A 26,580-nucleotide genomic window follows, 5' to 3' on the forward strand; every position below is an offset into this window, starting at 1 on the left:
GCGCGCCCGTCTTTCCGGGCCCACGACGACGGCGGTGAATACATGAGCAAAGGGACCACGGAGACCGAGAACGGTCCTCGCCGGCATGGCGGACGGTACATCTACGAAGCGTTGCGCAAGCAGATCCTGACCTTGCAACTCAAACCGGGCGCACCGCTCGACGAAGTCTCGCTGGCGGCGCAATTCGGGCTGTCCCGCTCGCCCGTGCGCGATGCGCTCGCGCGTCTCATCAGCGAAGGGCTGGTCACGATCCTGCCTAACCGCACGACGCTCGTCACGCCGTTCGAAATCGAGGAGTTCCCGAAATACGTGTCGGCGCTGGACCTCATCCAGCGCGCGGTCACGCGTCTTGCGGCGCTGCATCGGAGCGAGGCCGATCTCGCGCGCATCCGCAAAGCCGACGACACCTACATGCAGGCCATCGACAGCGGCGATTTCAATGCGATGTCCGAGACCAACAAGGCCCTGCACATGGCCATCGCGCATGCGGCGAACAACCCGTATTTCCTCGGCTATTACGAGCGCCTCCTCGGCGAGGGGCAGCGTCTGCTGCATCTGCATTTCGATTACACCGTGACATCGCCGTCGGCGACGAAACTGGGCCGCGATCACGCCGACATCATCGATGCGATCGCACGCCGGGACGCGGACGCCGCGGAGAAACTCGCGCACGAACACACGATGCTGTTCCAGAAGCGCTTCCTCGACTACATGCGGCAAAACATGACTGAGTCGATGGCGATTCTGTAGCCTGTCTGCGGTGCACCGACACGTCTTCGCCGGTTGTCTTCCGACGCCCAACGGATCGAACGAGCCAGCGCCGCGCGATTTGCCCGAAATTCGTTCAGCCATGTTTTATTTGCCTTGAACTTCAACGAGTTGGATTAACCGAAGTGTTCCTCCAGATACGGCTGGCACGGCCCTCGCATATAGAGATGCGAGCGCAACGATTGGTGCTCATCCAACCAACCAAGTCCAGGAGACACATCATGCTGAAGATCGACAACCTCGCCGTTAGCAAAGAACTCGGCCGCGCAGAAATGGGCGCCATCGTCGGCGGCGCGAGCATCTTCCAGAACAACGGCATCAACTCCAACGCCGTGAGCGGCTTCTCGTTCGCCAGCCCGCAGACCAACGTCGCGCCGGTGACGCAAGTCGATGCCTCGACCCACACGAACGTCGATCTGACGAACGTCACGAAGACGCTCGCTTCGGTCGGCAGCCTGATCGAAGGCGCGAAGCTGTAAAGCATCGTCCTCGAAGGGGAGAAGGAACCGCGCTGGTTCCTTCTCCCCTTTTCTTTTTCCTCTGCTGCACATCCCCTTTCCTTCTGCTGTTCTTCTGCCCGCTTCGGTTTGGCGGCGCGTCCGCATCATTTCTTCATCATTCCGGATACCGAAGCATTTTCGAGTTTCGTCGTGCGATCTCGTGTGGCTTTGTCTTCCTGCCGTGGTCCGATCGTGCATGTTCGTCATCATCCGACACCATCCGGTTTTCTGTTGTTCGTCGACCAACACCTCGCGCAGACGAAACCGCCTCAAACGGCCGTGAAATCCGCATCGCTCAACTTTATTTCGCTTGAAAATCAATACACTAGATTAACCGAACCGATTTTCCACCCGCGCCTGGCACGCCCCTCGCATATGTAGCTGCGAGCGCAACGAAAGATGCTCAACCAACCACCAAACCAGATATCCCAGGAGCTACATCATGTTGAAGATCGACAACCTCGCAGTCAGCAAAGAACTCGGCCGCGCAGAAATGGGCGCCATCGTCGGCGGCGCGAGCATCTTCCAGAACAACGGCATCAACTCCAACTACAACGGCGGCTTCTCCTTCGCCAGCCCGCAAACCAACGTCGCTCCGGTGACGCAAGTCGATGCTTCGCAACACACCGACGTCGACGTGAAGAACATCACCAAGTCGCTCGCTTCGGTCGGCAGCCTGCTCGGCGGCGTGGCGCTCTAAACCCTCATCCATTCATTCAAGTCCTCAGGAGAACCATCATGTTGAAGATCGACAACCTCGCAGTCAGCAAAGAACTCGGCCGTGCAGAAATGGGCGCTATCGTCGGCGGCGCGAGCATCTTCCAGAACAACGGCATCAACTCCAACTACAACGGCGGCTTCTCGTTCGCCAGCCCGCAAACGAACGTCGCTCCCGTGACGCAAGTCGATGCCTCGACGCACACGAACGTCGATCTGACGAACATCACGAAGTCGCTGACGTCGGTTGGCAGCGTGCTCGAAGGCGTGAAGCTCTAAACCCTCATCCATCCATTCAAGTCATCCGGAGAACCATCATGTTGAAGATCGACAACCTCGCAGTCAGCAAAGAACTCGGCCGTGCAGAAATGGGCGCTATCGTCGGCGGCGCGAGCATCTTCCAGAACAACGGCATCAACTCCAACTACAACGGCGGCTTCTCGTTCGCCAGCCCGCAGACCAACGTCGCTCCGGTGACGCAAGTCGATGCCTCGCAACACACCGACGTCGACGTGAAGAACATCACGAAGTCGCTCGACGCTGTCGGCAGCCTGCTCGGCGGCGTGAAGCTCTAAACCCTCATCCATTCATTCAAGTCATCCGGAGAACCATCATGTTGAAAATCGACAACCTCGCAGTCAGCAAAGAACTCGGTCGCGCAGAAATGGGTGCCATCGTCGGCGGCGCGAGCATCTTCCAGAACAACGGCATCAACTCCAACTCGGTGAGCGGCTTCTCGTTCGCCAGCCCGCAAATCAACGTCGCACCGGTGACTCAGGTCGACGCATCGCAATACACGAAGGTCGATCTGACGAACGTCACGAAATCGATCGATGCCATCGGCAGCCTCCTGCATGGCGTGAAGGCCTAAGCAGCACCGTCGACAGGAGAAGGAATAATTGCGCTTCCTTCTCCTCTCACGAATCACTTGTCTCGACACCATTAAATAACAAGCTGCTTGAAAGTCGACGTAAGTAGTGATATCGCTTTGCGGACATTCCATTCGGAATTCAATGAGTGACACTCCGCAGAGGTGATTCGATGCGCGCTGCAACTCTCATCGCGGGATTCTGCCTGCTGGCGTCCGCCGCCGCTCCGCTCGGTGCACTGGCTCAAGCGCCCAAAGGCGCAACGGCCGCGACCATACAGGCGAACGATAAACTTCGCAATTACCTCGATTTCAGCGACCGGCGTGATTTCGATGATTCACGACGCGGCTTCATCGCCGATCTGCCGAGTCCGGTAATAAAGGGACAAACGGGCAACGTCGTTATTGATCTTTCGCAGTATGATTTTCTGAAATCGACCACGGAGACGCCCGCGACCGTTAATCCCAGTCTCTGGCGTCAGTCGCAAATCCTTGCGTCGCACGGACTGTTCAAGGTCGTCGACGGGATTTATCAGGTCCGAAATATCGACCTCGCGAATATCACGTTCATACGCGGAAAAACGGGCTGGGTCGTCGTCGACGTGCTGACCTCCGCTGAAACCGCAAAAGCCGCCTATGACCTGATCAACGAAAAAGTCGAGCGGCTTCCTGTCACGGGTGTCATCTTCACTCATAGTCACGTCGATCACTTTGCGGGCATTCGCGGTATCGTCGATGAAAAGGATGTGCGCGCCGGAAAGATTCCCGTGGTGGCGCCTGACGGTTTCATGGAAGAGGCCGTCAGTGAGAACGTGTTTGCCGGCAACGTCATGAGCCGGCGCGCATCGTACATGTACGGCAACCTGTTGCCGAAGGACCCGCGCGGCAATGTCGGCGGTGGTCTCGGCCTGACTACGGCTGCAGGGTCGATCACACTGTTCGAACCGAGCAATCTGATCAAGAAGACCGGCGAAAAAATGACGATCGACGGCGTCGATATCGTCTTTCAGATGGCTCCCGGCACCGAAGCGCCAGCGGAGATGATGTTCTATTTCCCTCAGTTCAAGGCAATCGATCTGGCGGAAGACGGCAATCACACCTTGCACAATATCCTGACGCTACGCGGCGCGAAAGTACGAAGCGCGCAGAAATGGGCGTATTACCTCGATCAGACCATCGATCTCTGGGGCAACGACGCGCAGGTTTCGTTCGGCAGTCACCATTGGCCGCAATGGGGTAATGATCGCGTGGTCGAGCATCTGAAAAAGCAGCGCGATCTCTACAAGTACATCAATGATCAGACTCTGCGCATGGCGAACCAAGGCCTCACCATGCACGAAATCGCGGAGCAGTTCCTGTTGCCCGATTCGCTTGCAAAGGAATTCTATAACCGGGGCTATTACGGCAACCTGAAACATAACGTGCGCGCGACTTATCAGCTTTATCTCGGATGGTGGGACGGCAACCCTGCCGACTTCGATCCTCTGCCGCCGACGGACGAGGCGAAGAAATACGTCGAGTTGATCGGGGCCGACAAGATACTCGCCAACGCGCGCGAAGCGTTCGCCAAAGGCGATTATCGATGGGCAGCCACGATCACGAACAAGCTCGTATTCGCACAGCCGAACAATCAGGCGGCGAGACAGCTAGAAGCGGACGCGCTCGAACAGCTCGGCTATCAGGCCGAATCCGGCCCGGCGCGCAATTTCTATTTGAGCGGCGCACAGGAACTGCGCGGCGGCGTCAAAAAAATGGCGACGCCAAATACCTCGTCTCCGGACATCATTCGAGGCATGACCACCGAAATGTTCCTCGACTTCCTTGCGATCCATCTCAACGGACCGCGCGCCGGCGACAAGCATTACGCCTTCAACGTCATCTTTCCGGATATCAAGGAAAACTATTCCCTGACCGTCGAAGACGGCGTGATGAACTATGGCAAGGGCAAAACCCTGCAAAATGCCGATGCGACGATCACGCTCGATCGAACGACGCTGGACGACATCGCGCTCGGCAAGCTGAAGCTCGGCAATCTTGCCGATAGCGGACAGGTCAAGATCGACGGCGATCGCCAGAAGTTCAACGACATGCTGGCTCTGTTCGACAAGTTCGATTTCTGGTTCACGATCAGCGAACCCTGATCGATTCGTCGATTGCGCGCCGATTTCGCGCCGCGGTTATCATCGGCTTCGTCTCCCTTCCGAGCGTGAAGCCATGAGCACTCTTCCTTACCGCAGCGCCCTCATCATCGGCGCCGGCCCCGGCATCAGCGGCGCGCTCACGCGGCGTCTGCGCGCCGAGAACATTCCGGTCGTGATCGCCGCGCGCAACGTCGACAAGCTCTCGGCGCTGGTCGATGAAACCGGCGCCATCGCGCTGCCCGTCGATGCATCCGATGCCGGTGAGATCGAAGCGCTGTTCGCCGAAACCGACGCCCGCATCGGCGCGCCCGAAATCGTGATCTACAACGCGAGCGGACGCGTGCGCGGCCCCATCGCCGAACTCGATGCCGCGGAGGTCGGCAAGGCGCTCGCCGTGACGGCGCTCGGCGCGTTCTACACGGTCCAGCAGGCGGCCAAACGCATGGTTCCCGCAGCAAAGGGCGCGATCCTGTTGACGGGCGCGACTGCGGGCGTCAAGGGCTTCGCGCTGTCCGCGCCGTTCGCGATGGGCAAGTTCGCGTTGCGCGGCCTCGCGCAGAGCGCCGCGCGCGAACTGATGCCAAAGGGGATTCATGTCGCGCACTTCGTCATCGACGGCGGCGTGCGCGCCGCGCATCGCGCCGATCCGGCGGACGCGCCCGACAGCACGCTCGACCCCGATGCGATCGCGCAGAGTTATATCGATGTGCTGCGTCAGCATCGCAGCGCGTGGACATCGGAAATCGAACTGCGGCCGTGGGTGGAGAAGTTCTGAGGCGTCACATCGCGTCGGCGCTGCCCGCCCGTATCTCCTTCACGCCGCGCCCGAGCCGCCGACGCAACAACGTGCGCAGCGTCGCACCGTCGACATAGCCCACTTCGGCGGCGATGGCCTCGATATCGAGCCGGCTCGTGCGCAGCAGATGCACGGCCCGCTCGACGCGCAGATCCTGGAAATACGACAGCGGCGACTTGCCGAGGACCGCCTCGATGCGGCGTTGCAGCGTGCGCGTGCTGGTTGCGAGCGCATGCGCGGCGGCGTCGAGCGAAAAGCCCTGCGCAAGCCGCGCGCGTGCCCAGCGCTCGAAGCGCTCGACCATCGGGTCCGCGCGCGCCAGATGATCCGGAATCATGTAAGGCGCCTGCGAAGGCCGCGCATCCACCAGCAGATAGCGCGCCACCGTCGCCGCGAGTGCGGGACTCGCCTGATTCATCAGCCAGAGCGCGAGATCGAGATGGCCCATCGCGGCGCCCGCCGTCGCGAACTCGCCCGACGGCACCAGCATGCGCGCGCTGTCGAGACGCACCGCCGGATAACGCTGCCGGAACAGCGGCGCGAGCCACCAGCTCGTGGTCGCCTCGTGATCGTCCAGCAGGCCGGATTCCGCCAGCACGAAGGTGCCGATGCACGCCGCCGCGATCTTCACGCCATCCGCGTGATAGTGCGCGAGCAGCTCCATCGCGTCGATCACATCGCGGCGGGCGAGCGCCGGCAGCAATTGCGCGGGCATCTTGGTGCCGGGCGCTGGCACGATCAGCCAGTCGGGGCGCGTCATCGTGCTCGCCGGCTTGACCGGCACGCGCATGCCGAGCGCGCTGTGCACGTCGCGCCGCATGCCGATCAGTTCGATCTCGAAGCGCGGACTGCTGCCAGGCTCCGACATCGCGGCCAGTTCGTTCGCGGTGGTGAACGCGTCGAGCACGGCGCAGAGCGCGGTGTCGAATACGCCGTCGAGGGCGAGAACCGTGAGTCGCATGGCGTGAATGATTCTAAAAATGTCATTTCCGACAATAGCCCCGACCGCATCTTCTGTCTACAGTCACTCACATCCCGATCCAAGGAGCCGTCATGACTTCCCCACAGCACGCCCTCGACCGTCCGATCTGGACCGCGCTCACCACGAAGCAGCGCCATCTCGGCCTCGGTGACACGCTCGCGCGGCGCTTTCATCCCGATGTCGCGCCGTTCGCGGCGATCGCGGCGGACACGCCGGACGCCTGGCGCGCGCTGCACGCGCTGTTGCAGCCGAATGAGCAGGTCGCCATTCTGTCGTCGGATGCGCCCGCGAGCATCGATATCGACTCATTGCAGGCGAAGCGCGTCGGCACGATTCATCAGATGATCGCGACGCAGCCCTTCACGCACCGCACGGACGACAGCGACGTGATGCATCTCGGCAGTGCCGACGTGGACGACATGCTCGCGCTCGTGCAAAGAACGCGGCCCGGCCCTTTCGGCAAGCGCACGCACGAGATGGGCCGGTACATCGGGATTCGCGAGCACGGGGAGCTCATCGCGATGGCGGGCGAACGCATGTGCATCGACGGCTATGTCGAAATCAGCGCCGTCTGCGTGGATGAGCGCTGTCGCGGACGCGGTCTCTCCGGCAGGCTCATGAACATCCTGCGCAGGGAAATCGGGCTACGCGGCGCCACGCCCTTCCTGCACGTGTTCAGTCACAACGAAAGCGCGATCGGCGTGTACGAGCGGCTCGGCTTCGAACTGCGTCACGCGTTCGCGCTCACCCAGCTCATGCATGCCGATCCAGCCACGCCCGCCAGCCGCCATAGCGCGTGATATCGACAGCGCCTTCGAGCGCATACGCCTCGCACACGAAGCCGGTTTCCCAGCGCCCATCCGCCAGCTCGACCTTGCCGAGCGCGAGCGGCGCGGGAATGCCCGCGAGGAACGAGCCGATCTCCGCGCCCGGCATCTCCCACACTTCGACCGCGATCTCTGCGCCGTTCGCTTCATCGCGCATCATGCCGGGCCGCGCGACGGCGCCGCCCGCGAGCGCGTACAGGCGGTAGCGCGGCGCGCTCGCCGTCGCTTCGACGAGGCGCGCGCCACGCGCGGTCAACTGCCCGTTCAGAGGCAAACCCGCGAGATGCGCACCGCACACGACGAGCTTCATGCGGTCGTCGCGGGCGGCGTGCATGGGCGCATCCGTGTTCTGCGACGCACCGCCGACGAGCGGCACGGCGAGTCTGCGATGCAGCGCATCGGCGACGCTCAGAAGGTATTGATCGGTGAAGGCGCGGCCGAACAGCGTCACGCCCCACGGCAGGCCGTTGCGCATGAAACCCGCGGGCGTCGCGACGGCGGCGTAGTCGAGCAGGTTCATGAAATTCGTGTAATGCCCGAGCAACGAGTTCGCGCCGATCGGATCGCGCTCCAGTTCGGCGAGCGTGACCGGGCGCGGGATCGATGGCGTCAGCACGCAATCGAGATCCGCGAGAACCGCGTCGCAACGCTGCTTCAACGCTTGCAATCTGTACTGCGCGCGGAACGCATCGACGGCCGTCGTGCCGGGCGCTTTCGCGAGCACATCGCGGATCACGGGCAGCACGGCATCGGGCTGCGCTTCCAGCAGCGCGCCCGCGACGCTATAGCGTTCGGCGACCCACGGCCCTTCGTAGAGCAGGCGCGCCGCTTCGACGAACGGCGCGAAGTCGATGTCGACCGCCTCGCCGCCGATCGCTTCGAGCGCGGCGCGCGCGTCGGCGAAGAGCGCGGGGCTTTCATCGCAACCGGCGAATTCGAGCTGACGCGGCACGCCGAAACGAAAACGCGCGACCTTGCCGAACGCCGAGCCATCGTTCCATTGCGGATTCGCGCGGCTGTAGGCATCGGCGGGATCGTGGCCTGCCGTGAGCGCGAACAGCGTGCTCGCCTCGCTTGCGGTCGCCGTGAAATACGTCACGCAATCGAGCGTGCGGCACGCGGGCACGACGCCCGCCGTCGACAGCAGGCCCTTCGTCCCCTTCATGCCGAAGAGATTGTTCAACGCGGCGGGCACGCGGCCCGAGCCGGCCGTATCGGTGCCGAGCGCGAAGCTCGCGACGCCGAGCGCGACGGCCAGCGACGATCCCGCGCTCGATCCACCCGACGGATAGTCGGCCAGCACACTGTTGCGGCACTTGCCGTAAGGCGAGCGCGTCCCGTTCAGGCCGGTCGCGAACTGGTCGAGATTCGTCTTGCCGATGGGCACCGCGCCGAGCGCGATCAGGCGCGCGACGAGCGTCGCGGACTCGCTCGGCGTGTAGGCGAACGCGGGACACGCGGCGGTCGTCGGCACGCCCGCGAGATCGATGTTGTCCTTGATCGCGAACGGCACGCCGTAAAGCGGCAGCGAATCGATATCGCGTGCGTCGAGCGCGGCGAGATAAGGTTCGATTTCGTCATCGCCCAGCAGATGAATGAAGAGCCGATAGTCGGGGTTGAGCATCGCGGCGCGCGTGCGCAACGTGCCGATCAGCGTGCGCGGCGTCACGCGGCCTTCGCGATACGCGGCGCGCAAGGCGGAAAGACGCAGGTCGAATGAATCCATGTCCGATGATTCCTTGTTGGTATGAAGTGCGTCACGCGCGCTGTTCGATCACGGCGACGCGCTGTCCCGCGCGCACCGACGCGCCCGGCGCGACATGAATCTCGCCGACCGTGCCCGCGCACGGCGCGATGACGGAGATCTCCATCTTCATCGATTCGATGACGACGAGCACGTCGCCCGCTTCGACGCTCGCGCCACGCTCGACGCGCACCTGCCACAGATTGCCCGCGATCTCGCTGTCGACGGCGATCTGGCCATCGGCGAGCGGCGCGATGTCCGCTTCGGCGGCAACGGGCGCATCGAGTGCGGTTTCATCGCTGCCCGCTTCGTGCCAGCGCTGGCGCTCCGCTTCGAACGCCTCTTGCTGATGCGCGCGAAACTGCGCGATGCCATCCGCTTCGCGATCGAGAAACGCCTGATAGTCCGCGAGAGACAACTCTGTCTCCTCGATCTTCAACGGATGACGCCCGAGCGGAAACGTCTCGCGGATGCGCAGCAGTTCATCGGCGGAGACTTCGTAGAAGCGGATCTGATCGAAGAAGCGCAACAGATACGGACGGCCCGCGAAATCCGCGACTTCGCGATAGCGGTTCCACATCTGCAACGTGCGTCCGACGAACTGATATCCGCCCGGCCCTTCCATGCCGTACACGCACAGATACGCGCCGCCGATGCCGACCGAGTTCTCCGCCGTCCACGTGCGCGCCGGGTTGTACTTCGTCGTCACCAGGCGATGGCGCGGATCGAGCGGCGTTGCGACCGGCGCGCCGAGATAGACATCGCCGAGGCCCATCACGAGATAGCTTGCATCGAAGACGACGCGCTTCACGTCATCGATCGAATCGAGCCCGTTGATGCGGCGAATGAACTCCAGATTGCTCGGGCACCACGGCGCGTCCTTGCGCACGGTGGTCATGTATTTGTCGATGGCGAGCCGGCACGCGGGATCGTCCCACGACAGCGGCAGATGCACGATGCGCGACGGCACGCGCAAATCCTTTTGCAGCAGCACGCTGTCCCAGGTCTTCGCGACATGGCCGAGCAAGCTATCGAGCGGCAATCGTTCCGGCTGATAGTGAATCTGCAGCGAACGGATGCCGGGCGTCAGATCGACGACGCCGGGCAACTGCAACGCTTCGAGCGACTGCATCAGCGCGTGTCCGCGAAAGCGCAGCACGAGATCGAGTTCGGACGGCCCGATTTCGAGCAGCAGATGCGTGTCGCCGGAGAGACGCGCGACGAGACGCTCATCGCCTTCGCCGATGTTCAATACGATCGGAGATTGCAATGGCGCTGCGCGCGTCGCAGTCGCACTCTCCTGCCACGCTACCGCCGACGCACGCGCGGTCGCGATATCGACCGGCACGAAGCGCACCTTGTCGCCCGCCTTCAACTGGCCGATGCGCCACAGGTCTGCTTCGATCACCGTGACGGGACAGACGAAACCACCGAGGCTCGGCCCGTCCGGACCGAGGATGACGGGCATGTCGCCAGTGAAATCGATCGCGCCGACGGCATACGGATTATCGTGAATGTTCGACGGATGCAGGCCCGCTTCGCCGCCATCGGCGCGCGCCCATTCCGGCTTCGGACCGATGAGGCGCACCCCCGTGCGGCTCGAATTGAAATGGACTTCCCAGTCGGTCTCGAAGAAGCGCTCGATATAGCTCGCACTGAAGTACTCGGGCGCGCCGTGCGGGCCGTAGATCACTCGCAGCACGCGTACATCGTCCAGACGCTGCGCGAGCGAATCGGGCAAGCGCGCACCCGCTTCGCGATCCGACAGCGCGTAGAGATGCAGCACATCGCCCGCACGCAATGCGCGCCCGCCGTGGCCGCCGAACTGGCCGAGCGTGAACGTGCTGCGGCTGCCGAGATAGCGCGCGACATCCAGCCCGTCACGCACGCACAGATACGCGCGCGCGCCCGCGCCGCGAATCGCGCCGAGCGCGAGCGTCGAGCCGGCCGCGACGAAGAGCGTCGTGTTCATCGGCTGCACGATGTCGTCGAGCATGACGGGCAGCGTCGCGCCAGTCACCGTGACGACAGCATCGGTATTGAAGCGCAGCGTCGGACCGCTCATGGTGACTTCGAGCGCGGCGGCATCGTCGGGGTTGCCGAGCAGGCGATTGCCGAGGCGCAGCGCGCGATCGTCCATCGGGCCCGAAGGCGGCACGCCCACGGCCCAGTAACCCTGACGGCCCGGATAGTCCTGCACCGTCGTCTGTGTGCCGCCGCTCAGCACTTCGACTGTCGATGCGCGATAGCGCAGGCCTTCGAGACAGCGCGTCCACGGATGGCCGCTGGCGAACGGCGTGTCCGCGAGAATCTGCCGCAGATAGCCGCAATTCGTTTCGACGCCGTAGATGCGCGTCGCGTCCAGCGCGGCGTCGAGCGCGTGGCGCGCCGCATCGCGCGTCGGTTGCCACGCGATCAGCTTCGCGAGCATCGGATCGAACCACGGCGGCACTTCGCAGCCGGCATCGATCCATGTATCGATGCGCAACGCACGGCCATCGGCGCAAGGAAACGACACGTCCGTCAGCAGCCCCGGGCACGGCTTGAAATCGCGGCCTGGATCTTCCGCGTAAAGACGCGCCTGAATCGCGTGGCCTTGCGGCTTCAGATCGCGCGAAAGCAGATCGAGCGGCGGCAATGTGTCCGCTGCGAGTTCGATCATCCAGCGCACCAGATCCACGCCCCACACCTGCTCCGTCACGCCGTGCTCGACTTGCAGGCGTGTGTTCACTTCGAGGAAATAAAAGCGTGCGGCGTCGCTGTCGTAGACGAATTCGACCGTGCCCGCCGAGCGATACGACACCGCCTGCGCAAGGCGAATCGCGGCCTCGCAAAGCGCCGCCTCCATGCCGTCGGGCAGATTCGGCGCGGGCGTTTCTTCGAGCACTTTCTGGTTGCGCCGCTGCACGGAGCAATCGCGCACGCCGAGCGCGATGGCCGCGCCCTTGCCATCGCCGAACATCTGCACTTCGAGATGGCGCGCGCGCTCGATGTACTTCTCGATGAACACGCCCGCGTCGCTGAAATTGTTCTGCCCGAGACGCCTGACGATATCGAACTGCGCGGCGAGTTCGTCGTCGGAACGGCATACGCGCATGCCGATGCCGCCGCCGCCCGCCGTGCTTTTCAGCATCACCGGATAACCGATGTGCTGCGCCGCGTTCAGCGCGGCGTCGATGTCGTCGAGCAGGCCCGTCCCTTCGAGCATCGGCACGCCCTGTTCGGCGGCGATCGCGCGCGCCGTGTGCTTCAGGCCGAAGGCGCGCAATTGCGCGGGCGTCGGTCCGATGAACGCGATGCCGGCTGCGTCGCACGCTTCGGCGAACGCGGCATTCTCCGACAGGAAGCCGTAGCCCGGATGGATCGCCTGCGCGCCTTGTTCGCGCGCGATGGCGAGAATCTTCGCGATGTCGAGATACGTGACGCTCGCGGCGCCGTCGCCGAGGCTGCAAGCGGTATCGGCGAGACTGACGTGGCGGCTCGCGCGATCCGCTTCGCTATAGACGGCGACGCCTTGAACGTCGAGTGCGCGCAGCGTGCGCAGAATGCGGCAGGCGATCGCGCCGCGATTCGCGATAAGGACTTTGTCGAACATGAGTGGATGTTCAATGCGTGGGCGGGCCGTCCCGCCACGTGAGCATGCATGCCGGGGTCGTCCCCGGCAGGTCGACGTTCAGTGCGCTTGGTGCGTTTTCTATTGCTTGAGGCGGCGATCGATCGACAGCAGACGTTGCGCGCGCGCTTTCATCAGCGTGTAGAGCCAGCGGCGGAAAGTGTTCAGTTCCATATCGTCAGCTCCGCCGGAGTCGGGTTATACGCGTTGCACGGATTGTTCAGCTGCGGGCAGTTCGAGATCAGCACGATCACGTCCATCTCCGCGCGCAGCTCCACGTACTTACCCGCGCCGGAAATGCCGTCCTCGAACGTGAGACCGCCTTCGGACGTCACCGGCACGTTCATGAAGAAGTTGATGTTCGCGGCGATGTCGCGCTTGGAAAGCCGCCCGTCGTGCGCACAGGCGCGCAGATAGTTGTCTCTGCAACTGTGCATGTAGCGCTTCTCCAGCGCATAGCGCACCGTATTGCTTTCCTGCGCGCAGGCGCCGCCGAGCGTGTCGTGCCGCCCGCACGTATCCGCGACGATCGTCAGCAGCGGATTGCCGAGATTCGAATAGAGCACGGTGCCCGTCGTCAGATAGAGGCTTTGCTGGCGGCGCAGCGTGCGTTGCGCATCGTAGCGCTCGCGCGGATCGGCTGCGCTGTAGAAGAGCGTGTCGATGGCCTGGTTGCCTTCGACGTCGCGAATGCGCAGCGTGTGGCCCGCCTTCAACTCCTTGAGCCACGGTTCGCCCGCGGGCAAGGTCTCGCGAAAGATCGCGTCGGCTACGTCGCGCGTGCTGGCAGTGAGTGTGGATGTCGTCATGCGCGTCCCTCGCTCAGAGAAAGAATCGTTCGGTGTTGGTGAAGCCGCGTGCATTTTCATCGCACGACGTGCGGCAAATTTCCGCGACTGTCGCGCTCGCGTGGCTCAACGTGAGCTTCACCGGCTTCGGCGCGTATTCGGGATTCGGGTCGAGCGGATGCTGGATCGCGGTGAGCACGACAAGCGTGTTCATCGGCGCATACAGTTCGATTTGGTCGCCCGCTTGCGAATTGCCCTGAACGAAGTTCAACGCGCCCGCTTCCGTCACATCGACGCGGCTGAAGAGATTCAGCGTCATCACCAGATCCGCGATGCCGAGTCCCCATTTGCCGAGTTCGACGAGCAGGTTGTCCGTGCCATTGCGATAGAACGCGTTGCGCAATTCCTGATAGCGACCCTCGCCGTACTTCTCGAACACTTCCGCCGCATTCGAGACCCCGGCGAGGCTGTCATGCCATCCGCACGTATCCGCGACGATCGCGGCGAGCACGCGGCCCATGTCGGAATAGAGGCAATGGCCGCGCGTCAGCTTCGCGGTGTGCTGACACTTGAGCGTGTCGGGAAGGTTCAGGCGTTCGCTCTTTTCAGCGGCATTGAAAAGCAGCATGGCGACGTTCGCGCCGCCGCGCACATCGGTGATGCGCAGCAACTGGCCGCGCTTCACGATCAGCGACGCATGGGCGCCGCCGGGAATCGATTCTTCGAGCAGGATTTCGTTCATGTGTATGGGTCCTTTCATGCTGGCACGGCGAGCAATGGCGGAATCTCCGTCGCGCCATGCGGTTCGCGCGCGCCGTTGCGTTCGAGCGGAATGTCGTAAGTGATGCGCGCGCCGTACGCCTGCGGCGCTTGCGGGTCGATGCGTACCTTGTCGAACACGAGCACGCGGCTGCCGAGCGTGAAGCCTTCCTTCAGGTCATGCGTGACCATGAAGACCGTCAGCTTCGCTTCACGCCAGAGGCCGGTCAGCAGTTCGTGCATGTCGCGGCGGATGCCCGGATCGAGCGCGCCGAAAGGTTCGTCCAGCAACAGCACGCGCGGCTTCATCACGAGCGCCTGCGCGAGCGCGAGGCGCTGCTGCATGCCGCCCGAGAGTTGATGCGGATACTTGTCGAGCGAATCGGCGAGGCCGACGCGCGCGAGCATCGCGACGGCTTCGTCGCGTGCAAGCCGCCTGCGCGCGCCGAACAACCGTCCCGTGAAACGCGCATGCGGCAGTTCGAGCCCGAGCATCACGTTGCGCAGCACGGTCAGGTGCGGAAACACCGAATAGCGCTGGAACACGACGCCGCGATGCGCGTCGGGCTCGCCCGGCAACGGCTCGCCGTCGAGCAGGATCTCGCCGCGCGTCGGGCGTTCCTGACCGAGCAGCATGCGCAGAAAGGTCGACTTGCCGCAGCCCGATGCGCCGACCATCGAACAGAACTCGCCTTGCGCGATGCGCAGATTGAGCCGCTCCAGCACGACCTGATCGCCGTACTGCTTCCACAGGTTGCGGATCTCGATCATGCGCGGCCTCCGCGACCTTCCTGATACCAGGGGAACGCCCATTGCGTGAGACGGCGCAATGCTTCGTCGATGAGCCATGCGAGCAGCGTGATCCACGCGACGTACGGCAGGATCACATCCATCGCAAGGTAACGGCGCACGAGAAAGATGCGATAGCCGAGACCGTCCGTCGACGCGATCGCTTCCGCCGCGATCAGGAACAGCCACGCGGAGCACAACGCGAGCCGCAGCGCGATCAGAAGACGCGGCAGCAATTGCGGCACGATCACGCGCAGAATCAGCGTCCAGCTCGATGCGCCGAGCGTTTGCGCCTTGATCCACAGTTCCTCGGGAATCTCGCGCGTGCGCTGGTGCAGATCGCGGATCATCATCGGCGTGATGCCGATCACGATCAGCACGACCTTCGACAGTTCATCGAGACCGAACACGATGAAGAGAATCGGCAGAACGGCGAGCGGCGGGATCATCGATATGACCGTGATGAACGGCGACAGCGTCGCGCCCGCGAGCGGAATCGCGCCCGTCACGATGCCGAACACGAGCGCGATGGCCGCGCTCGCGGCGAGCCCGATGCCGAGCCGCTTCATGCTCGATAACGTGTCGCTCAGCATCAGGTATTCGCCGGTGCGCTTGTCTTCGGTGAACGCGTATTCGTCGAGCGCGCTCTTCATCTGCGCGGCGGACGGCAACAGCTTGTCGTCGGGGTTCGCCTGCAGGCGCAGCGACGAGCCGGTGAAGTACACCGCAACGAGCACGATGAACGGCAGCAGCAACAGCATCAGACTGCCGGTGCGGCCGGGGTGTCGGTTGATGAGCCGCATGGCGTTCACAGCTTGCCTTGCGCGGCCATGCGGACATACGTCGGATCGAAGCGCAGCTTCAGATTGCTCTTGCTGCCGACGATCACGTTGTTGTCGAACGCCATGCCGACCGCGCCCGCGTTCGGCGCGCCCTTGCCGAGCAGGCCGTGATCGAACGAGAACTGCGCGACGCGCGTCATGATCTTCGGCATGTCCGGGCTCGTCGCGAAGTCGAGCGCCTGTTGCGGCGTGTAGAAGAGCGCGGTGGTCGAGAGCTGCGACTTGTAGCCGGAGAGATCGGTGCCGGATGCCTTGGCCATCGAACTGAGCGCGGCTTCGCTGTCGGCGGAACTGCCGTGCATCGTCTGCATGATCTCGAACCATGCGCCGGTCAGTGCCTTGCCGAGCGCGGGGTTGTCGTGCAGCGTCTTCGTGTTGACGACCATCATGTCCATGATCTCGCCCGGAATGCGGCTCGAATCGAATACCTGCGTGACGTTGGGCTTCGCCTTCAGGTCCGCGAGCATCGGGTTCCAGGTGACGGCGTTGTGCACGGCGGGCGTCGCGAACGCGCCGGAGATATCGGCATCGGACGTGTTGACGGTCTTGATGTCGCGCTCGCTCATGCCCGCCGATTCGAGCGCACGCGCCAGCAGATAGTGTGAAACCGAAAGCTCGACGAGATTGACGGACTGGCCCTTGAGATCGGCGACCTTCTTGCCTGCGCCCTTGACGAGCACGCCGTCGTTGCCGTTGGAGTAATCGCTGACGATCAGCGCCGTGCTGTCCACGCCGCCCGTCGCCGGAATGGTGAGCGCGTCCATGTTGGTCATCGCGCAGCCGTCGAACTTGCCGGCGGTGTACTGATTGATCGATTCGATGTAGTCGTTGAGCTGCACGACATCGACATTGATGCCGTACTTCTTCGCCCATTTGGACATGATGCCCTGCGTCTTCGCGTAGCCCCACGGCATCCAGCCGGCGTAGATGGTCCAGCAGACCTTGAAGTCCTTGCGGGCCTGGGCGTACGAGGGTGCGGAAAAGCACAGGGAGAGAGCGACGGCGGCTGCGGCGAGAAAGCGGACGCGCATGAGGTTGACCTCGCAGTAAGCGGTTATCGACGGCAGGAGCGGCGCGACGCATCGCGTTCTCTCCCGGGCTTTTGTCCCGCCGTGTAACCTCGCTTGAGGTCGACAACTCTCGGACCAGCATCGCGCATCGGACATCGATGCGGACCGGAACCCTAGTCGTCCATTTCCAGATTGTGACTGCCACTCCTGAAAGCGCTTAATGCGATAAGCGTGCCAAGCCTGTAATTACGCGGGCTCGGCGGCGTGGACGCGGATTCGTGCACAGATACGAAGCGCCCCGCGCGATGCGCCTACGCACGGGCGCACCAAACGGGTGCCCGCATTCCAGTGGAATGTCGCAATTCTTCTATCCGGGCGCGCCGGCTTTCGATGGAATACGGGACAGTCACGCGTTCCCGCAGCAACCCGCTTTCCTCTCACTTGGGTAACCATCATGTTCAGTCGCGCAGCCAGCACCGTTGAAAACGTCGATCCGGAACTCTGGGCCGCCATCACCGATGAAAACCGCCGTCAGGAAGATCACATCGAGCTGATCGCGTCGGAGAACTACACCAGCCCGGCGGTCATGGCCGCGCAAGGCTCGCAGCTCACCAACAAATATGCCGAAGGCTATCCCGGCAAGCGTTACTACGGCGGTTGCGAATACGTCGATGTGGTCGAGCAGCTCGCCATCGACCGCGTGAAGCAACTGTTCGGCGCGGAAAGCGCGAACGTGCAGCCGAATTCCGGCTCGCAGGCGAACCAGGGCGTGTTCTTCGCGATGCTCAAGCCCGGCGACACCATCATGGGCCTGAGCCTCGCGCACGGCGGCCACCTCACGCACGGCTCGCCGGTCAACATGTCGGGCAAGTGGTTCAACGTGGTGAGCTACGGCCTGACCGAAGCCGAGGACATCGATTACGAAGCGGCCGAGCAACTCGCGAACGAGCACAAGCCGAAGCTGATCGTCGCGGGCGCGTCGGCGTTTGCGTTGAAGATCGACTTCGAGCGGCTCGCGAAGATCGCGAAGAACGTCGGCGCGTATCTGATGGTCGACATGGCGCACTATGCGGGCCTCATCGCGGCCGGTGTGTATCCGAATCCGGTGCCGCATGCCGATTTCGTCACCACGACGACGCACAAGAGCCTGCGCGGCCCGCGCGGCGGCGTGATCCTGATGAAATCGGAGTACGAGAAGCAGATCAACTCGGCGATCTTCCCCGGCATTCAGGGCGGCCCGCTGATGCATGTGATCGCGGCGAAGGCTGTCGCGTTCAAGGAAGCGCTGTCGCCGGAGTTCAAGGCGTATCAGCAGCAAGTCGTCGACAACGCGCGCGTGCTCGCCGAAACGCTCGTGAAGCGCGGCTTGCGGATCGTGTCGGGTCATACCGAAAGCCATGTGATGCTCGTCGATCTGCGCGCGAAGAAGATCACCGGCAAGGCTGCGGAAGCCGCGCTCGGCGCCGCGCATATCACGGTCAACAAGAATGCGATTCCCAACGATCCGGAAAAGCCCTTCGTCACGAGCGGCATCCGGCTCGGCTCGCCCGCGATGACGACGCGCGGGTTCGGCGTGAAGGAAGCGGAGATCGTCGGGAATCTGATCGCCGATGTGCTGGAAAGCCCGGAAGATGCGGGCAATCTTGAGCGTGTTCGCGAGCAGGTCGCCGTGCTGACGAAGCGTTTTCCTGTGTACGGTTGAGGTTTCGCCGGATCCCGTTAGCGTGTAGGTTTGTTAGCGTTGCCCCTGTGCGGGGCGGCAGTCACTTTCTTTGCTGCTGCAAAGAAAGTAACCAAAGAAAGCAGCTCGAGCCGCCCGCGGTCATACGCAATTTGGGTGTTCTTCTCGTTGTCCGTGGGCTCAGTAGCGAGTGCCCTCAAAGGCCTAATCGGGCGTGGACCGCGCACGGTCTGACAAGCTAGTCGTTTAAGCGCGCAGGTTCAGCACGAAATAGCTTCGGCACAGCGCTGCGCGCTGCCGATGGGTATGCAAGGGAAACCATCGGTATGCGTGCACCTGCGATTGACCCATCGGCCGCGTAGCGGGCCGGAGCTATTTCGTGCTGAACCAGTTTGTTTTGTGGCGCGATGTGGCAGACCGTGCGCGGTCCAAGCCCGGTGTGGCCTTTGAGGGCACTCGCTACTGCTGTGCCAAGACCGATCGCCTGTGCCGCGGCCGGCGTGAAGTACTTTGGATGGGGATAGCTGTTTCTTTGGTTACTTTCTTTGCAGCAGCAAAGAAAGTGACTGCCGCCCCGCACAGGGGCAACGCTCATAGACCGACACGAATACGGGATCCGGCGACAAACTTGAAATCAGCTCTCGCACCACTCAACGACATCCGCCTCATCGACTGCAACGAAGCCGACCACGCGCCCGCAATTCGAGACCATGTCGACATGAGCGCCTCATGAACCGCCGTCCCGAGAACGTGGCGGCTCTCATCGCCATCGCAGAGGCGCTGTTCAGGTCGGAACAGTTGCCGGAAGCCGGCCGCCTCGTTGCGGCGCGGGTCTTCGAGCGGCTCCAAACACCCTCCGACGACGGCGCGCGGCATCACACACGCTATCCCGCCTGCGACTGGCTCGACGCGGCGCTCGCCCCTTTCATCGACGACGACACCGGCTTCGGCGCCGCCGCGCGCGCGCTCAAGGCGCTCGAACCGGACCTCGGATGGTCCCGCCGTTCATCGGGCGAAAACGGCAGCGAGAACTATATCGACGCCCACGTTCACGGCATGATCTGCGGTCCGGGCGGCGCCGAGAGCCGCTATGACGTGCAACTGGGCTTCTCGCTGATGTTGCCGCACGTTCGATACCCCGACCACAGCCATCCACCCGAGGAAGCCTACGTGCTGTTCACGCCGGGCGAATTCCGGCAGAACGGCGGCGCGTGGTTCGATCCGGGCATCGGCGGCGGCATTCATAACGTGCGAAACAATCCGCACGCAATGCGTTCCGGCGCGGTGCCTTTTCTGGCGATGTGGACGCTGCTGACCAGAGACGGCGACTAGCCCGGCTGACGAAGCGACCTTTCGATGCGTATGCCATGCCGCTTCATCTTCGCGTAGAGCGCGGGCTTCGACACTTGCAGCAGCTTCGCGCAGTTCGTCACGTTGAAGTTGCACGCCTGCAAGGCGGATTCGATCGCGACGCGCTCCGCTTCCTTCAGCGACACCGGTTCGCGATGCCGTCCCGCTGACGCGGCGTTTGTCTGCGCGACGTTCGCGCTGCCGAGCAACGCCGATATATCCGCGATACGCTCGCCTTCGTTGAAGTTGACGATCTTCTCGACGAGATTCTCGATCTCGCGCACGTTGCCGGGCCAGTCGTGCGCTTCGAGCTGCCGCAGCGCCTGCTCCGCGATTTCGGGCGTCGGCTTGTGCATGCGCGTGCAGTATCGATCGAGAAAAAACGCAGCCATCGCGCGGATATCCTCGCGACGTTCGCGCAAGGGCGGGATCGTGATTTCGATCACGTTGCAGCGGTAGTAGAGATCTTCGCGGAAGGTCTTCGCGAGCACCATCGACGCGAGATCGCGATTGCTCGCGCAGACGATGCGCACGTCGACGGGAATGCCGCGCGTGTCGCCGATGCGCGTGACCTCGCGTTCCTGCAATACGCGCAAAAGCTTCGCCTGAACGTCGATGGGCAACTCCGAGATTTCATCGAGAAACACCGTGCCGCCATCGGCGGATTCGAACTTGCCGGGCCGCCCGTCGCGCGCCGCGCCGGTGAAACTGCCGGGCGCATGGCCGAAGAGTTCGCTTTCGATCAGCGCATGCGGCAGCGCCGCGCAATTGATCGCGATGAAAGGCTGCGCGGCGCGCGCACCGGCGTTATGAATCGCCTGCGCGAAGACTTCCTTGCCGACGCCGCTTTCGCCCGACAACAACACGTTCGACGCGCCGCGCGCCGCCTTCTTCGCGGCATCGACCGCGCGCTTCATGCCCGCGCTCGAACCGATCACGTTATCGAACGTGAAGCGCGCGTGATTGCCCGCGTAGCGCCCGGCCATCTTGCGCACGCGCCGCATCTCGCGGAACGTGTTGACGACCGACACGACTTCGCCGCAGCGGTTCTTGATCGGAATGGCGGTATCGAGCAGATGCAGATGCCGCGCGGGCGAATCGATGATCAGCTCGCGATCGACATATCCCACGCCCGTGGTGAAAATCGGTCCGACGATCGGCTCGAAGTCGATCACCGCGTTGAGCGTCCTGCCGATGCTCGCCTTCGGATCGATGCCGAGGATGCGTCCCGCGACCGAATTGACGTGCCGCAGCACCTGGCCCTGCCCGATCACCATCAGCCCGTCGCCGATATGATCGATGATCGCGCGCTGCTCTTCGACGAGCGTATCGTAGGCGGCGAGATCGAAGGCGCTTTGCAGGAGCACGTCGAGTGTCGCGCCGAGCAGCGCGATCCACGCGGCGGGCGTGGAATCGACGGATGAAGGCGTTCGCAGCGCGACGAGAAAGACGCGGCGTCCGCGCGCATCGATGCGCAGCGCGAACGCTTGCTGAAGCGCTGCGGCCGGGCCTTGCAGCGCAAGCATCGCGCAGCGTCCGTCCGATGCAGCCGTGGCGGCTTCCGCGAGCGCGGCGAGTTGCCCGGAGGGGCACTGCGCGAAAAACGCGTCGAGCGGGCCATCGATGGTTTGTGCGACGCCTTCGAGCACATGACCGCTGCGATCCAGCGTGAAGATGCACGCGTTCGCTTCACGCGCCGCGAGACGGCGCGCGTCACGCCAGCGAGAGGACGCGAGCGCGCTCTCCAGCGTGGCGATGTCGGGATCGAGCGCGACGGTGGCCATGTGCTCCTGCGGACAGTCGGGCGATGAGGTCGAATATAGCAGGACAAAATCGTGCTAGCCGGCGTCGCACGGCATGGCGGCGAATCAATCCTTCTGCGCAATCGCCGTAAGCGCGCCCCCATTCAATCGATACACCGTCACAGGCGCATCGATCCAGTCACCATTCGCATCGAACTTCACGGGACCGAGAATGCTCGTGAACGACTGATCGCGCAACGCCTTCACGAACACCTCGGGCTTCGCCGATCCCGCTTTCTGCATCGCATCGGCGACGACGAGCGTAGCCGCATAAAAGGCCGGCGCGTACGTATCGACATCGGCGCTGAACGCGCTCTTGAACCTCGCGCGGAACGTCTTGCCGTCGGGCAGCGTATCGAGCGGCGCACCGCCCTGCGCGCAGAACATGCGCTTGTCCGCGACGCCCGCCGAGAGCTTGTCGAACTCGGGCGAACAGATGCCGTCGCCGCCGACGAGCGTCGCGTTCACGCCGAGTTCGCCCATCTGCCGCGCGAGCGTCGCGGCCTGCGCGTAGTAGCCGCCGTAGAACACGACCTGCGGATTGCGCGACTTGATCTGCGTGAGAATCGCCTTGAAGTCGGTGGACTTGTCGGTGCTGAATTCCCGCGCGACGATCTGCAAGCCCTCCTTCTGCGCAGTCTTGATGAACACATCGGCGACGCCCGTGCCGTATGCGGTGCGATCGTCGATCACGGCGGCGCGCTGCGCGCCGAGCACCTTCGACGCATAAACCGCCATGCGGCCGCCCATCACGTTGTCGTTGGTGGCGAGCCGAAACACGTACGGATAGCCGAGATGCGTGAGATCCGGATTCGACGATGCGCCCGTCATCATCACCACGTGCGCGTCGTTGTAGATGCGCGCCGCCGGAATGCTCACGCCCGAGTTGTAATGGCCGATGACCGCCGCGACGCCATCGTCGACGAGCTTCTGCGCGACGTTCACACCGACCTTCGGATCGCCCTGATCGTCCATCGAGATCAACTGGAATTTCACGGGCTTGCCGGCGATCGTGAAGCCCTTCGCATTCAGCTCGTCGATGGCGAGCCGCACGCCGCGCTCGTCGTCCTTGCCGCTTTGCGCGGCGCTGCCCGTGAGCGGCCCCGCCACGCCGATCTTCACCACTTCCTGCGCGTTCGCCGCGTTGCACAGCATCGCGGCGCATGCGAGCAACATCGCCATCTTCATCGGTTTCATATCGTTTCCCCAGTCGCTGTGAATGACAGACTATCCAGAAGGTCCCGTACCGGCGACAACGTGTCGAACTCGAAATCCGGGCGCGGCTGCCACGTGCCGAGCGTATCGCCGCCGCGATTGATCCACGCCACCGCCATGCCGAGCGGTTTCGCGCCGTCGATATCGGCCCAGCTCGCGAGCGAGCAATGCAGCACGTCGCGCGCGGGCAGCGCGAGGCGGTCGAGCGCGAGCGAGAAGATCGCCTGCGACGGCTTGTACGCCTGCGCCATCTCCGCCGTCGTGACGTGCTCGAAGTAGCGCGTGAGCTGCGTGCGCCGCCACAGGTCGCTGTCCATGTTGGTGATCGGCATCAGCGGATAGCGCGACGCGGCCCAGTCGAGGAACGGCACGGCGTCGGCGTGCGCGGGCGACGCTTCGACGAGATGCGTGAGGAACACATCGGTGAGCGTATCCATCGCGTGGCCACGGCGTGCGCCGGGCCAGCGCGCATCGAGCACGGCTGTGAGCGCCTCTCGCGCGACATCGCGATAACGCGCGTACGCCTGCCCGCGATAGATCCGCACATTGCGGATGTCCCAGTCGAGATAGATGTCGAAGGCGGAATCGCCGGTTTCGATGGACAGTCGGCGCAACACTTCCGCCATGCCGATCGTGCCGCCGCGATCGACATCGACGAGCGTGCCGAAGTAATCGAACGTCAAGGCTTTCGTGTTCATCGCGCGTGCTCCTTTCGTGTGGCGAAGGCCTTCACGCGTTCAGCGGCCTCGGGGTCCGCGAAGGCTTCGATGGTCGCGGCGAATTCGAGGTCGAGGCTGCGTGACAGCGTCTTCGAGAGTTCCATCGTGACGAGCCGCTTCAGGCGCGCGATCGACGTGTGCGATTTCTCCGCGATGCGCGCTGCGAGCGTCATCGCCGTGTCGAGCATCGCATCGCGCGGCACGACGCGATTCACGAGTCCCATCGACAGAAGCGATTGCGCGCTTTGCCGCTCGCCGAGCAGCCATAGTTCCATCGCGCGTTGATGGCCGAGCGCCTGCGGCAGCAGCTGCGTGACGCCGCCGGTGACGAACTGCCCCCACTCCATCTCCGGAAAGAACGCGACGAGATCGTCCGATGCAACCACGATGTCGCAATTGAGCATCCACTCGAATCCGCCGCCGACGGCAAAACCATGCACCGCGCCGACAACCGGTTTCGCGTTGAACATCAGATCGCGCGTGATGCGTTGAATGCGCTCGATATGACTGCGGATGCTGTCATCGCTCGCACTCTGCTCGCCGAATTCCTTCAGGTCGTCGCCCGCGCAGAACGCGCGGCCCGCGCCGGTCAGCACGATCACGCGGCACGCGCGATCGTCGTTTGCGCGTTGCAGTGCGTCGTGCAGGTCGTCGAGCAGCGGCCCGCTGATCGCGTTCATGCGCTCGGGGCGATCCAGCGTCACGATGCAGACGGGTCCATCCATGCTTGTCTTCACGTAGCTCATGCGGGCTCCTTGTCGATCCAACGTGTCTTGCCTTCGGTGCGCGGAAAGTGCTCGAACGGGACCATCGTCACCGCCGCGCTCGCGCCGATGCGTTCTCGCACGGCCGCCTCGATGCGCGCCGCCGCGTCGTCCCAGCGATCGGCGGGCAAGCCGTGCGCGGCCTCCACCGTCATGGCGATGCGGTCATACGGCCCCGGGCCTTTCAGCACGATGCGAAACATGCCCGACGCCCATTGCGGCAACGCCTCGACCGCGAGCCGCACCGCGCCCGGAAACACGTTGACGCCGCGCACGTTGAACATGTCGTCGGTGCGGCCCGTCACGCGAAAGCGCCACGCGCTGCGGCCGTCCGGGCCGGGATCGGTGGCCGTCACGGTGACGACATCGCGCGTGCGATAGCGCACGAGCGGCTGGCATTGCTTGCGCAAGTGCGTGCAGACGAGCTCGCCGGTCGTGCCCGCTTCGGCCGGCAGACGTGCGAGCGTCTGCGGATCGATGATCTCGGCGAACACGACGTCGCCCGCGTGATACAGAAGATCGTTGGTCCAGCCGGTTTGTCCGCCGAGAATGCTCAGCACTTCCGAGAGACCGAAGTTCGCGTTGCGCACCTTGAAGCCCCACTTCTCTTCCATCGCGGCGCGCAACTCGGGATTGTCGAGACCCGCTTCGCCGCCGAACAGACCGAGCTTCAGTCCGAGATCGCGCGGCGCGGGGCCGCCGGTCTCGCGCAACACCTGTTCGATCAGCGCGGGATACGACGGCGTGCACGAAATCGCGTTGATGCCGAGGTTCAGGATCGAATCGATGAGCAGCCGCGTGTTGCCGACGCCGAACGGCACGACGGTCGCGCCGGTCGCTTCGAGGATCGTGTGATCGGTGAAGCCGCCCGTCCACATGCAGTAGTTGAGGCAGTGGACGACGCGATCGTCCGGGCGCAGGCCCGCGGCCCACATAGAGCGCGCGCCGACGCGGGCGATGTCCGCCGCGTCGCGCGTGCTGTTGGCGAGGATCAGCGGCCGGCCCGTCGTGCCCGATGTGCGATGCAGCCGCGCGATGCCGCCTTCCGCGCACGCGACGTAATCGCCATAGGGCGACGCGCCTTCCTGGCTCACGCGCAGTTCGTCCTTCTCGGTGAAGGGCATGTCCTGAAGCGTGTCGAGCGTGACGTCGTCGCGGCCGATCCAGTGCGCGAGCCGGGTCCGGTAGAACGCCGACATCGCGCGCAGATACGGCCAGTGCGATGCCCACAGTGCGTCCTGATGACGACGCACGTCGGCGGGCGAGAGCGTTTCGAACGCTTCGTCGAAGTAGACGCCGTGCGTCGGGGAGTGTTCAGCCATGTGCTTTTCTCTCGTCGTGGGAATGCGTCATTCGGCGCGGCGGCGTTTCGCGGCGCGCGCCTCGATCACGGAGCGTTCGACGATCGCGCGCGCGTGGCTCGCCGTGCCTATCGGTCCGCCCGCGTCGGAAGCGACGATGTCGAACCAGTACAGCGCGCCTTCGAGATCGCGAAAGGTCGCGGTGGCGGAGACATCGGCGCCGAGCGGCGTCGGCGCGAGATGATTGAGATGCGTCGTCACGCCGACGGAGAGTTGCCCGTCGCCGACGGCATCACGCAACGCTTCGGCGCACGCGCGCTCGATCAGCGACAGCAGCGCGGGCGTGGACAGCACGTCGGGATAGCGTTCGCCCTCGCCTCGCGCGTGGGCGGACGCGAGATCGGCGGATGTGACGGTGTGGGTGAGCGTGGCGGCTCGGCCTCGTTCGATCATGTGCGGCTCCGGGTTGTCTGGAGCGTGATCAATGCAAGGGCCGGGCCATATGTGTCAAAGCCCCGGCTGGCGGGGCTTTGCGGGATTTCTCGAGGTCGCGGATCTGTGAATCGGAAAGATTCTTGTCGTTAAGATTCGAAACGGTCGTCGG

At 63.7% G+C, this 26,580-nt stretch carries 26 protein-coding genes and 1 riboswitch; of the genes, 12 read left to right on the plus strand and 14 right to left on the minus strand.

The genetic code is table 11. The features are described from left to right. Window positions 1-42: 42 nt before the first annotated feature. The 8 genes from NK8_RS40365 to NK8_RS40400 all read left to right on the plus strand — a co-directional run bounded on the left by NK8_RS40365 (window position 43) and on the right by NK8_RS40400 (window position 5,769). Window positions 43-750, plus strand: coding sequence for a GntR family transcriptional regulator (locus NK8_RS40365; RefSeq protein WP_174258123.1), 708 nt, complete (start codon window positions 43-45; stop codon window positions 748-750). 239 nt (window positions 751-989) lie between these two features. After that, a complete protein-coding gene (locus tag NK8_RS40370; protein ID WP_061180509.1) occupies window positions 990-1,247 on the plus strand; it encodes a hypothetical protein in 258 nt (85 codons plus the stop codon). 463 nt (window positions 1,248-1,710) lie between these two features. Beyond that, window positions 1,711-1,968 carry a hypothetical protein gene (locus tag NK8_RS40375; RefSeq protein WP_061177564.1) on the plus strand — a complete coding sequence of 86 codons (258 nt, stop codon included), beginning with the start codon at window positions 1,711-1,713 and terminating at the stop codon, window positions 1,966-1,968. 38 nt (window positions 1,969-2,006) lie between these two features. Then, window positions 2,007-2,264 (plus strand): hypothetical protein, encoded by a 258-nt coding sequence (locus NK8_RS40380; protein ID WP_162069349.1) that lies wholly within the window; start codon window positions 2,007-2,009, stop codon window positions 2,262-2,264. A gap of 38 nt (window positions 2,265-2,302) precedes the next feature. Next, window positions 2,303-2,560: a hypothetical protein gene (locus tag NK8_RS40385; protein WP_162069350.1), complete on the plus strand. Its 258-nt coding sequence runs from the start codon at window positions 2,303-2,305 to the stop codon at window positions 2,558-2,560. Between the two features lie 38 nt (window positions 2,561-2,598). Next, entirely contained in the window at window positions 2,599-2,856 is a 258-nt protein-coding gene (locus NK8_RS40390) for a hypothetical protein (protein ID WP_162069359.1), read from the plus strand. Window positions 2,857-3,026: 170 nt separating this feature from the next. Further along, a complete protein-coding gene (locus NK8_RS40395; RefSeq protein ID WP_213234229.1) occupies window positions 3,027-4,994 on the plus strand; it encodes an alkyl/aryl-sulfatase in 1,968 nt (655 codons plus the stop codon). A gap of 73 nt (window positions 4,995-5,067) precedes the next feature. Then, the gene (locus tag NK8_RS40400; protein WP_213234230.1) at window positions 5,068-5,769 is read left to right on the plus strand and encodes an SDR family NAD(P)-dependent oxidoreductase; all 702 of its coding nucleotides are present in this window, start codon (window positions 5,068-5,070) and stop codon (window positions 5,767-5,769) included. Between the two features lie 4 nt (window positions 5,770-5,773). Here NK8_RS40400 and NK8_RS40405 read toward each other — a convergent pair whose 3' ends face one another. Beyond that, a complete protein-coding gene (locus tag NK8_RS40405) occupies window positions 5,774-6,751 on the minus strand; it encodes a GlxA family transcriptional regulator (protein WP_213234231.1) in 978 nt (325 codons plus the stop codon). Between the two features lie 92 nt (window positions 6,752-6,843). Between NK8_RS40405 and NK8_RS40410 the strand changes: the two genes are divergently transcribed. Then, window positions 6,844-7,572: a GNAT family N-acetyltransferase gene (locus NK8_RS40410; RefSeq protein WP_213234232.1), complete on the plus strand. Its 729-nt coding sequence runs from the start codon at window positions 6,844-6,846 to the stop codon at window positions 7,570-7,572. Here NK8_RS40410 and atzF read toward each other — a convergent pair. The 7 genes from atzF to NK8_RS40445 all read right to left on the minus strand — a co-directional run bounded on the left by atzF (window position 7,526) and on the right by NK8_RS40445 (window position 17,165). Beyond that, a complete protein-coding gene (gene atzF, locus NK8_RS40415; RefSeq protein WP_213234233.1) occupies window positions 7,526-9,325 on the minus strand; it encodes an allophanate hydrolase in 1,800 nt (599 codons plus the stop codon). The two genes, NK8_RS40410 and atzF, sit on opposite strands and share 47 nt — an antisense overlap. A 31-nt stretch (window positions 9,326-9,356) precedes the next feature. After that, window positions 9,357-12,938, minus strand: coding sequence for an urea carboxylase (gene uca, locus NK8_RS40420; RefSeq protein WP_213234234.1), 3,582 nt, complete (start codon window positions 12,936-12,938; stop codon window positions 9,357-9,359). A gap of 182 nt (window positions 12,939-13,120) precedes the next feature. After that, window positions 13,121-13,765 carry an urea amidolyase associated protein UAAP2 gene (locus tag NK8_RS40425; RefSeq protein WP_162069366.1) on the minus strand — a complete coding sequence of 215 codons (645 nt, stop codon included), beginning with the start codon at window positions 13,763-13,765 and terminating at the stop codon, window positions 13,121-13,123. 13 nt (window positions 13,766-13,778) lie between these two features. Beyond that, window positions 13,779-14,486 (minus strand): urea amidolyase associated protein UAAP1, encoded by a 708-nt coding sequence (locus NK8_RS40430; protein WP_213234235.1) that lies wholly within the window; start codon window positions 14,484-14,486, stop codon window positions 13,779-13,781. A 14-nt stretch (window positions 14,487-14,500) separates the two neighbouring features. Continuing rightward, window positions 14,501-15,274 (minus strand): ABC transporter ATP-binding protein, encoded by a 774-nt coding sequence (locus NK8_RS40435; protein WP_162069368.1) that lies wholly within the window; start codon window positions 15,272-15,274, stop codon window positions 14,501-14,503. Further along, on the minus strand, window positions 15,271-16,095 hold the full coding sequence (locus NK8_RS40440) for an ABC transporter permease (protein WP_162069369.1): 825 nt from the start codon (window positions 16,093-16,095) through the stop codon (window positions 15,271-15,273). Before NK8_RS40440 ends, NK8_RS40435 begins: the two co-directional genes overlap by 4 nt. Before the next feature lie 5 nt (window positions 16,096-16,100). After that, on the minus strand, window positions 16,101-17,165 hold the full coding sequence (locus NK8_RS40445; RefSeq protein ID WP_213234236.1) for a putative urea ABC transporter substrate-binding protein: 1,065 nt from the start codon (window positions 17,163-17,165) through the stop codon (window positions 16,101-16,103). Window positions 17,166-17,223: 58 nt separating this feature from the next. After that, window positions 17,224-17,332, minus strand: a riboswitch (guanidine-I (ykkC/yxkD leader). A 266-nt stretch (window positions 17,333-17,598) separates the two neighbouring features. On the opposite strand from NK8_RS40445, the gene glyA reads away from it, so the two are divergent. From glyA to NK8_RS40460, 3 genes are all read left to right on the plus strand, one after another. Beyond that, the gene (glyA, locus tag NK8_RS40450; protein ID WP_213234237.1) at window positions 17,599-18,846 is read left to right on the plus strand and encodes a serine hydroxymethyltransferase; all 1,248 of its coding nucleotides are present in this window, start codon (window positions 17,599-17,601) and stop codon (window positions 18,844-18,846) included. Between the two features lie 358 nt (window positions 18,847-19,204). Further along, complete coding sequence (locus NK8_RS40455; RefSeq protein ID WP_213234238.1) at window positions 19,205-19,558, plus strand: hypothetical protein; 354 nt, start codon at window positions 19,205-19,207, stop codon at window positions 19,556-19,558. Next, window positions 19,555-20,157 carry a dimethylsulfoniopropionate lyase gene (locus NK8_RS40460; RefSeq protein ID WP_213234239.1) on the plus strand — a complete coding sequence of 201 codons (603 nt, stop codon included), beginning with the start codon at window positions 19,555-19,557 and terminating at the stop codon, window positions 20,155-20,157. The genes NK8_RS40455 and NK8_RS40460 overlap by 4 nt, the downstream gene beginning before the upstream one ends. Here NK8_RS40460 and NK8_RS40465 read toward each other — a convergent pair. The 6 genes from NK8_RS40465 to NK8_RS40490 form a co-directional block, all read right to left on the minus strand. Then, window positions 20,154-21,959: a sigma-54-dependent Fis family transcriptional regulator gene (locus tag NK8_RS40465; RefSeq protein WP_213234240.1), complete on the minus strand. Its 1,806-nt coding sequence runs from the start codon at window positions 21,957-21,959 to the stop codon at window positions 20,154-20,156. The two genes, NK8_RS40460 and NK8_RS40465, sit on opposite strands and share 4 nt — an antisense overlap. A gap of 84 nt (window positions 21,960-22,043) precedes the next feature. Next, entirely contained in the window at window positions 22,044-23,174 is a 1,131-nt protein-coding gene (locus tag NK8_RS40470) for a branched-chain amino acid ABC transporter substrate-binding protein (protein WP_213234241.1), read from the minus strand. Next, complete coding sequence (locus NK8_RS40475; protein WP_213234242.1) at window positions 23,171-23,890, minus strand: HAD family hydrolase; 720 nt, start codon at window positions 23,888-23,890, stop codon at window positions 23,171-23,173. The genes NK8_RS40470 and NK8_RS40475 overlap by 4 nt, the downstream gene beginning before the upstream one ends. Continuing rightward, a complete protein-coding gene (locus tag NK8_RS40480) occupies window positions 23,887-24,657 on the minus strand; it encodes an enoyl-CoA hydratase/isomerase family protein (RefSeq protein ID WP_213234243.1) in 771 nt (256 codons plus the stop codon). Before NK8_RS40480 ends, NK8_RS40475 begins: the two co-directional genes overlap by 4 nt. Next, a complete protein-coding gene (locus tag NK8_RS40485; RefSeq protein WP_213234244.1) occupies window positions 24,654-25,997 on the minus strand; it encodes a phenylacetate--CoA ligase family protein in 1,344 nt (447 codons plus the stop codon). Before NK8_RS40485 ends, NK8_RS40480 begins: the two co-directional genes overlap by 4 nt. Before the next feature lie 27 nt (window positions 25,998-26,024). Further along, window positions 26,025-26,429 carry a thioesterase family protein gene (locus NK8_RS40490; protein WP_213234245.1) on the minus strand — a complete coding sequence of 135 codons (405 nt, stop codon included), beginning with the start codon at window positions 26,427-26,429 and terminating at the stop codon, window positions 26,025-26,027. Window positions 26,430-26,580: the final 151 nt, after the last annotated feature.

It is taken from the genome of Caballeronia sp. NK8 (assembly GCF_018408855.1).
Lineage (GTDB): Bacteria > Pseudomonadota > Gammaproteobacteria > Burkholderiales > Burkholderiaceae > Caballeronia.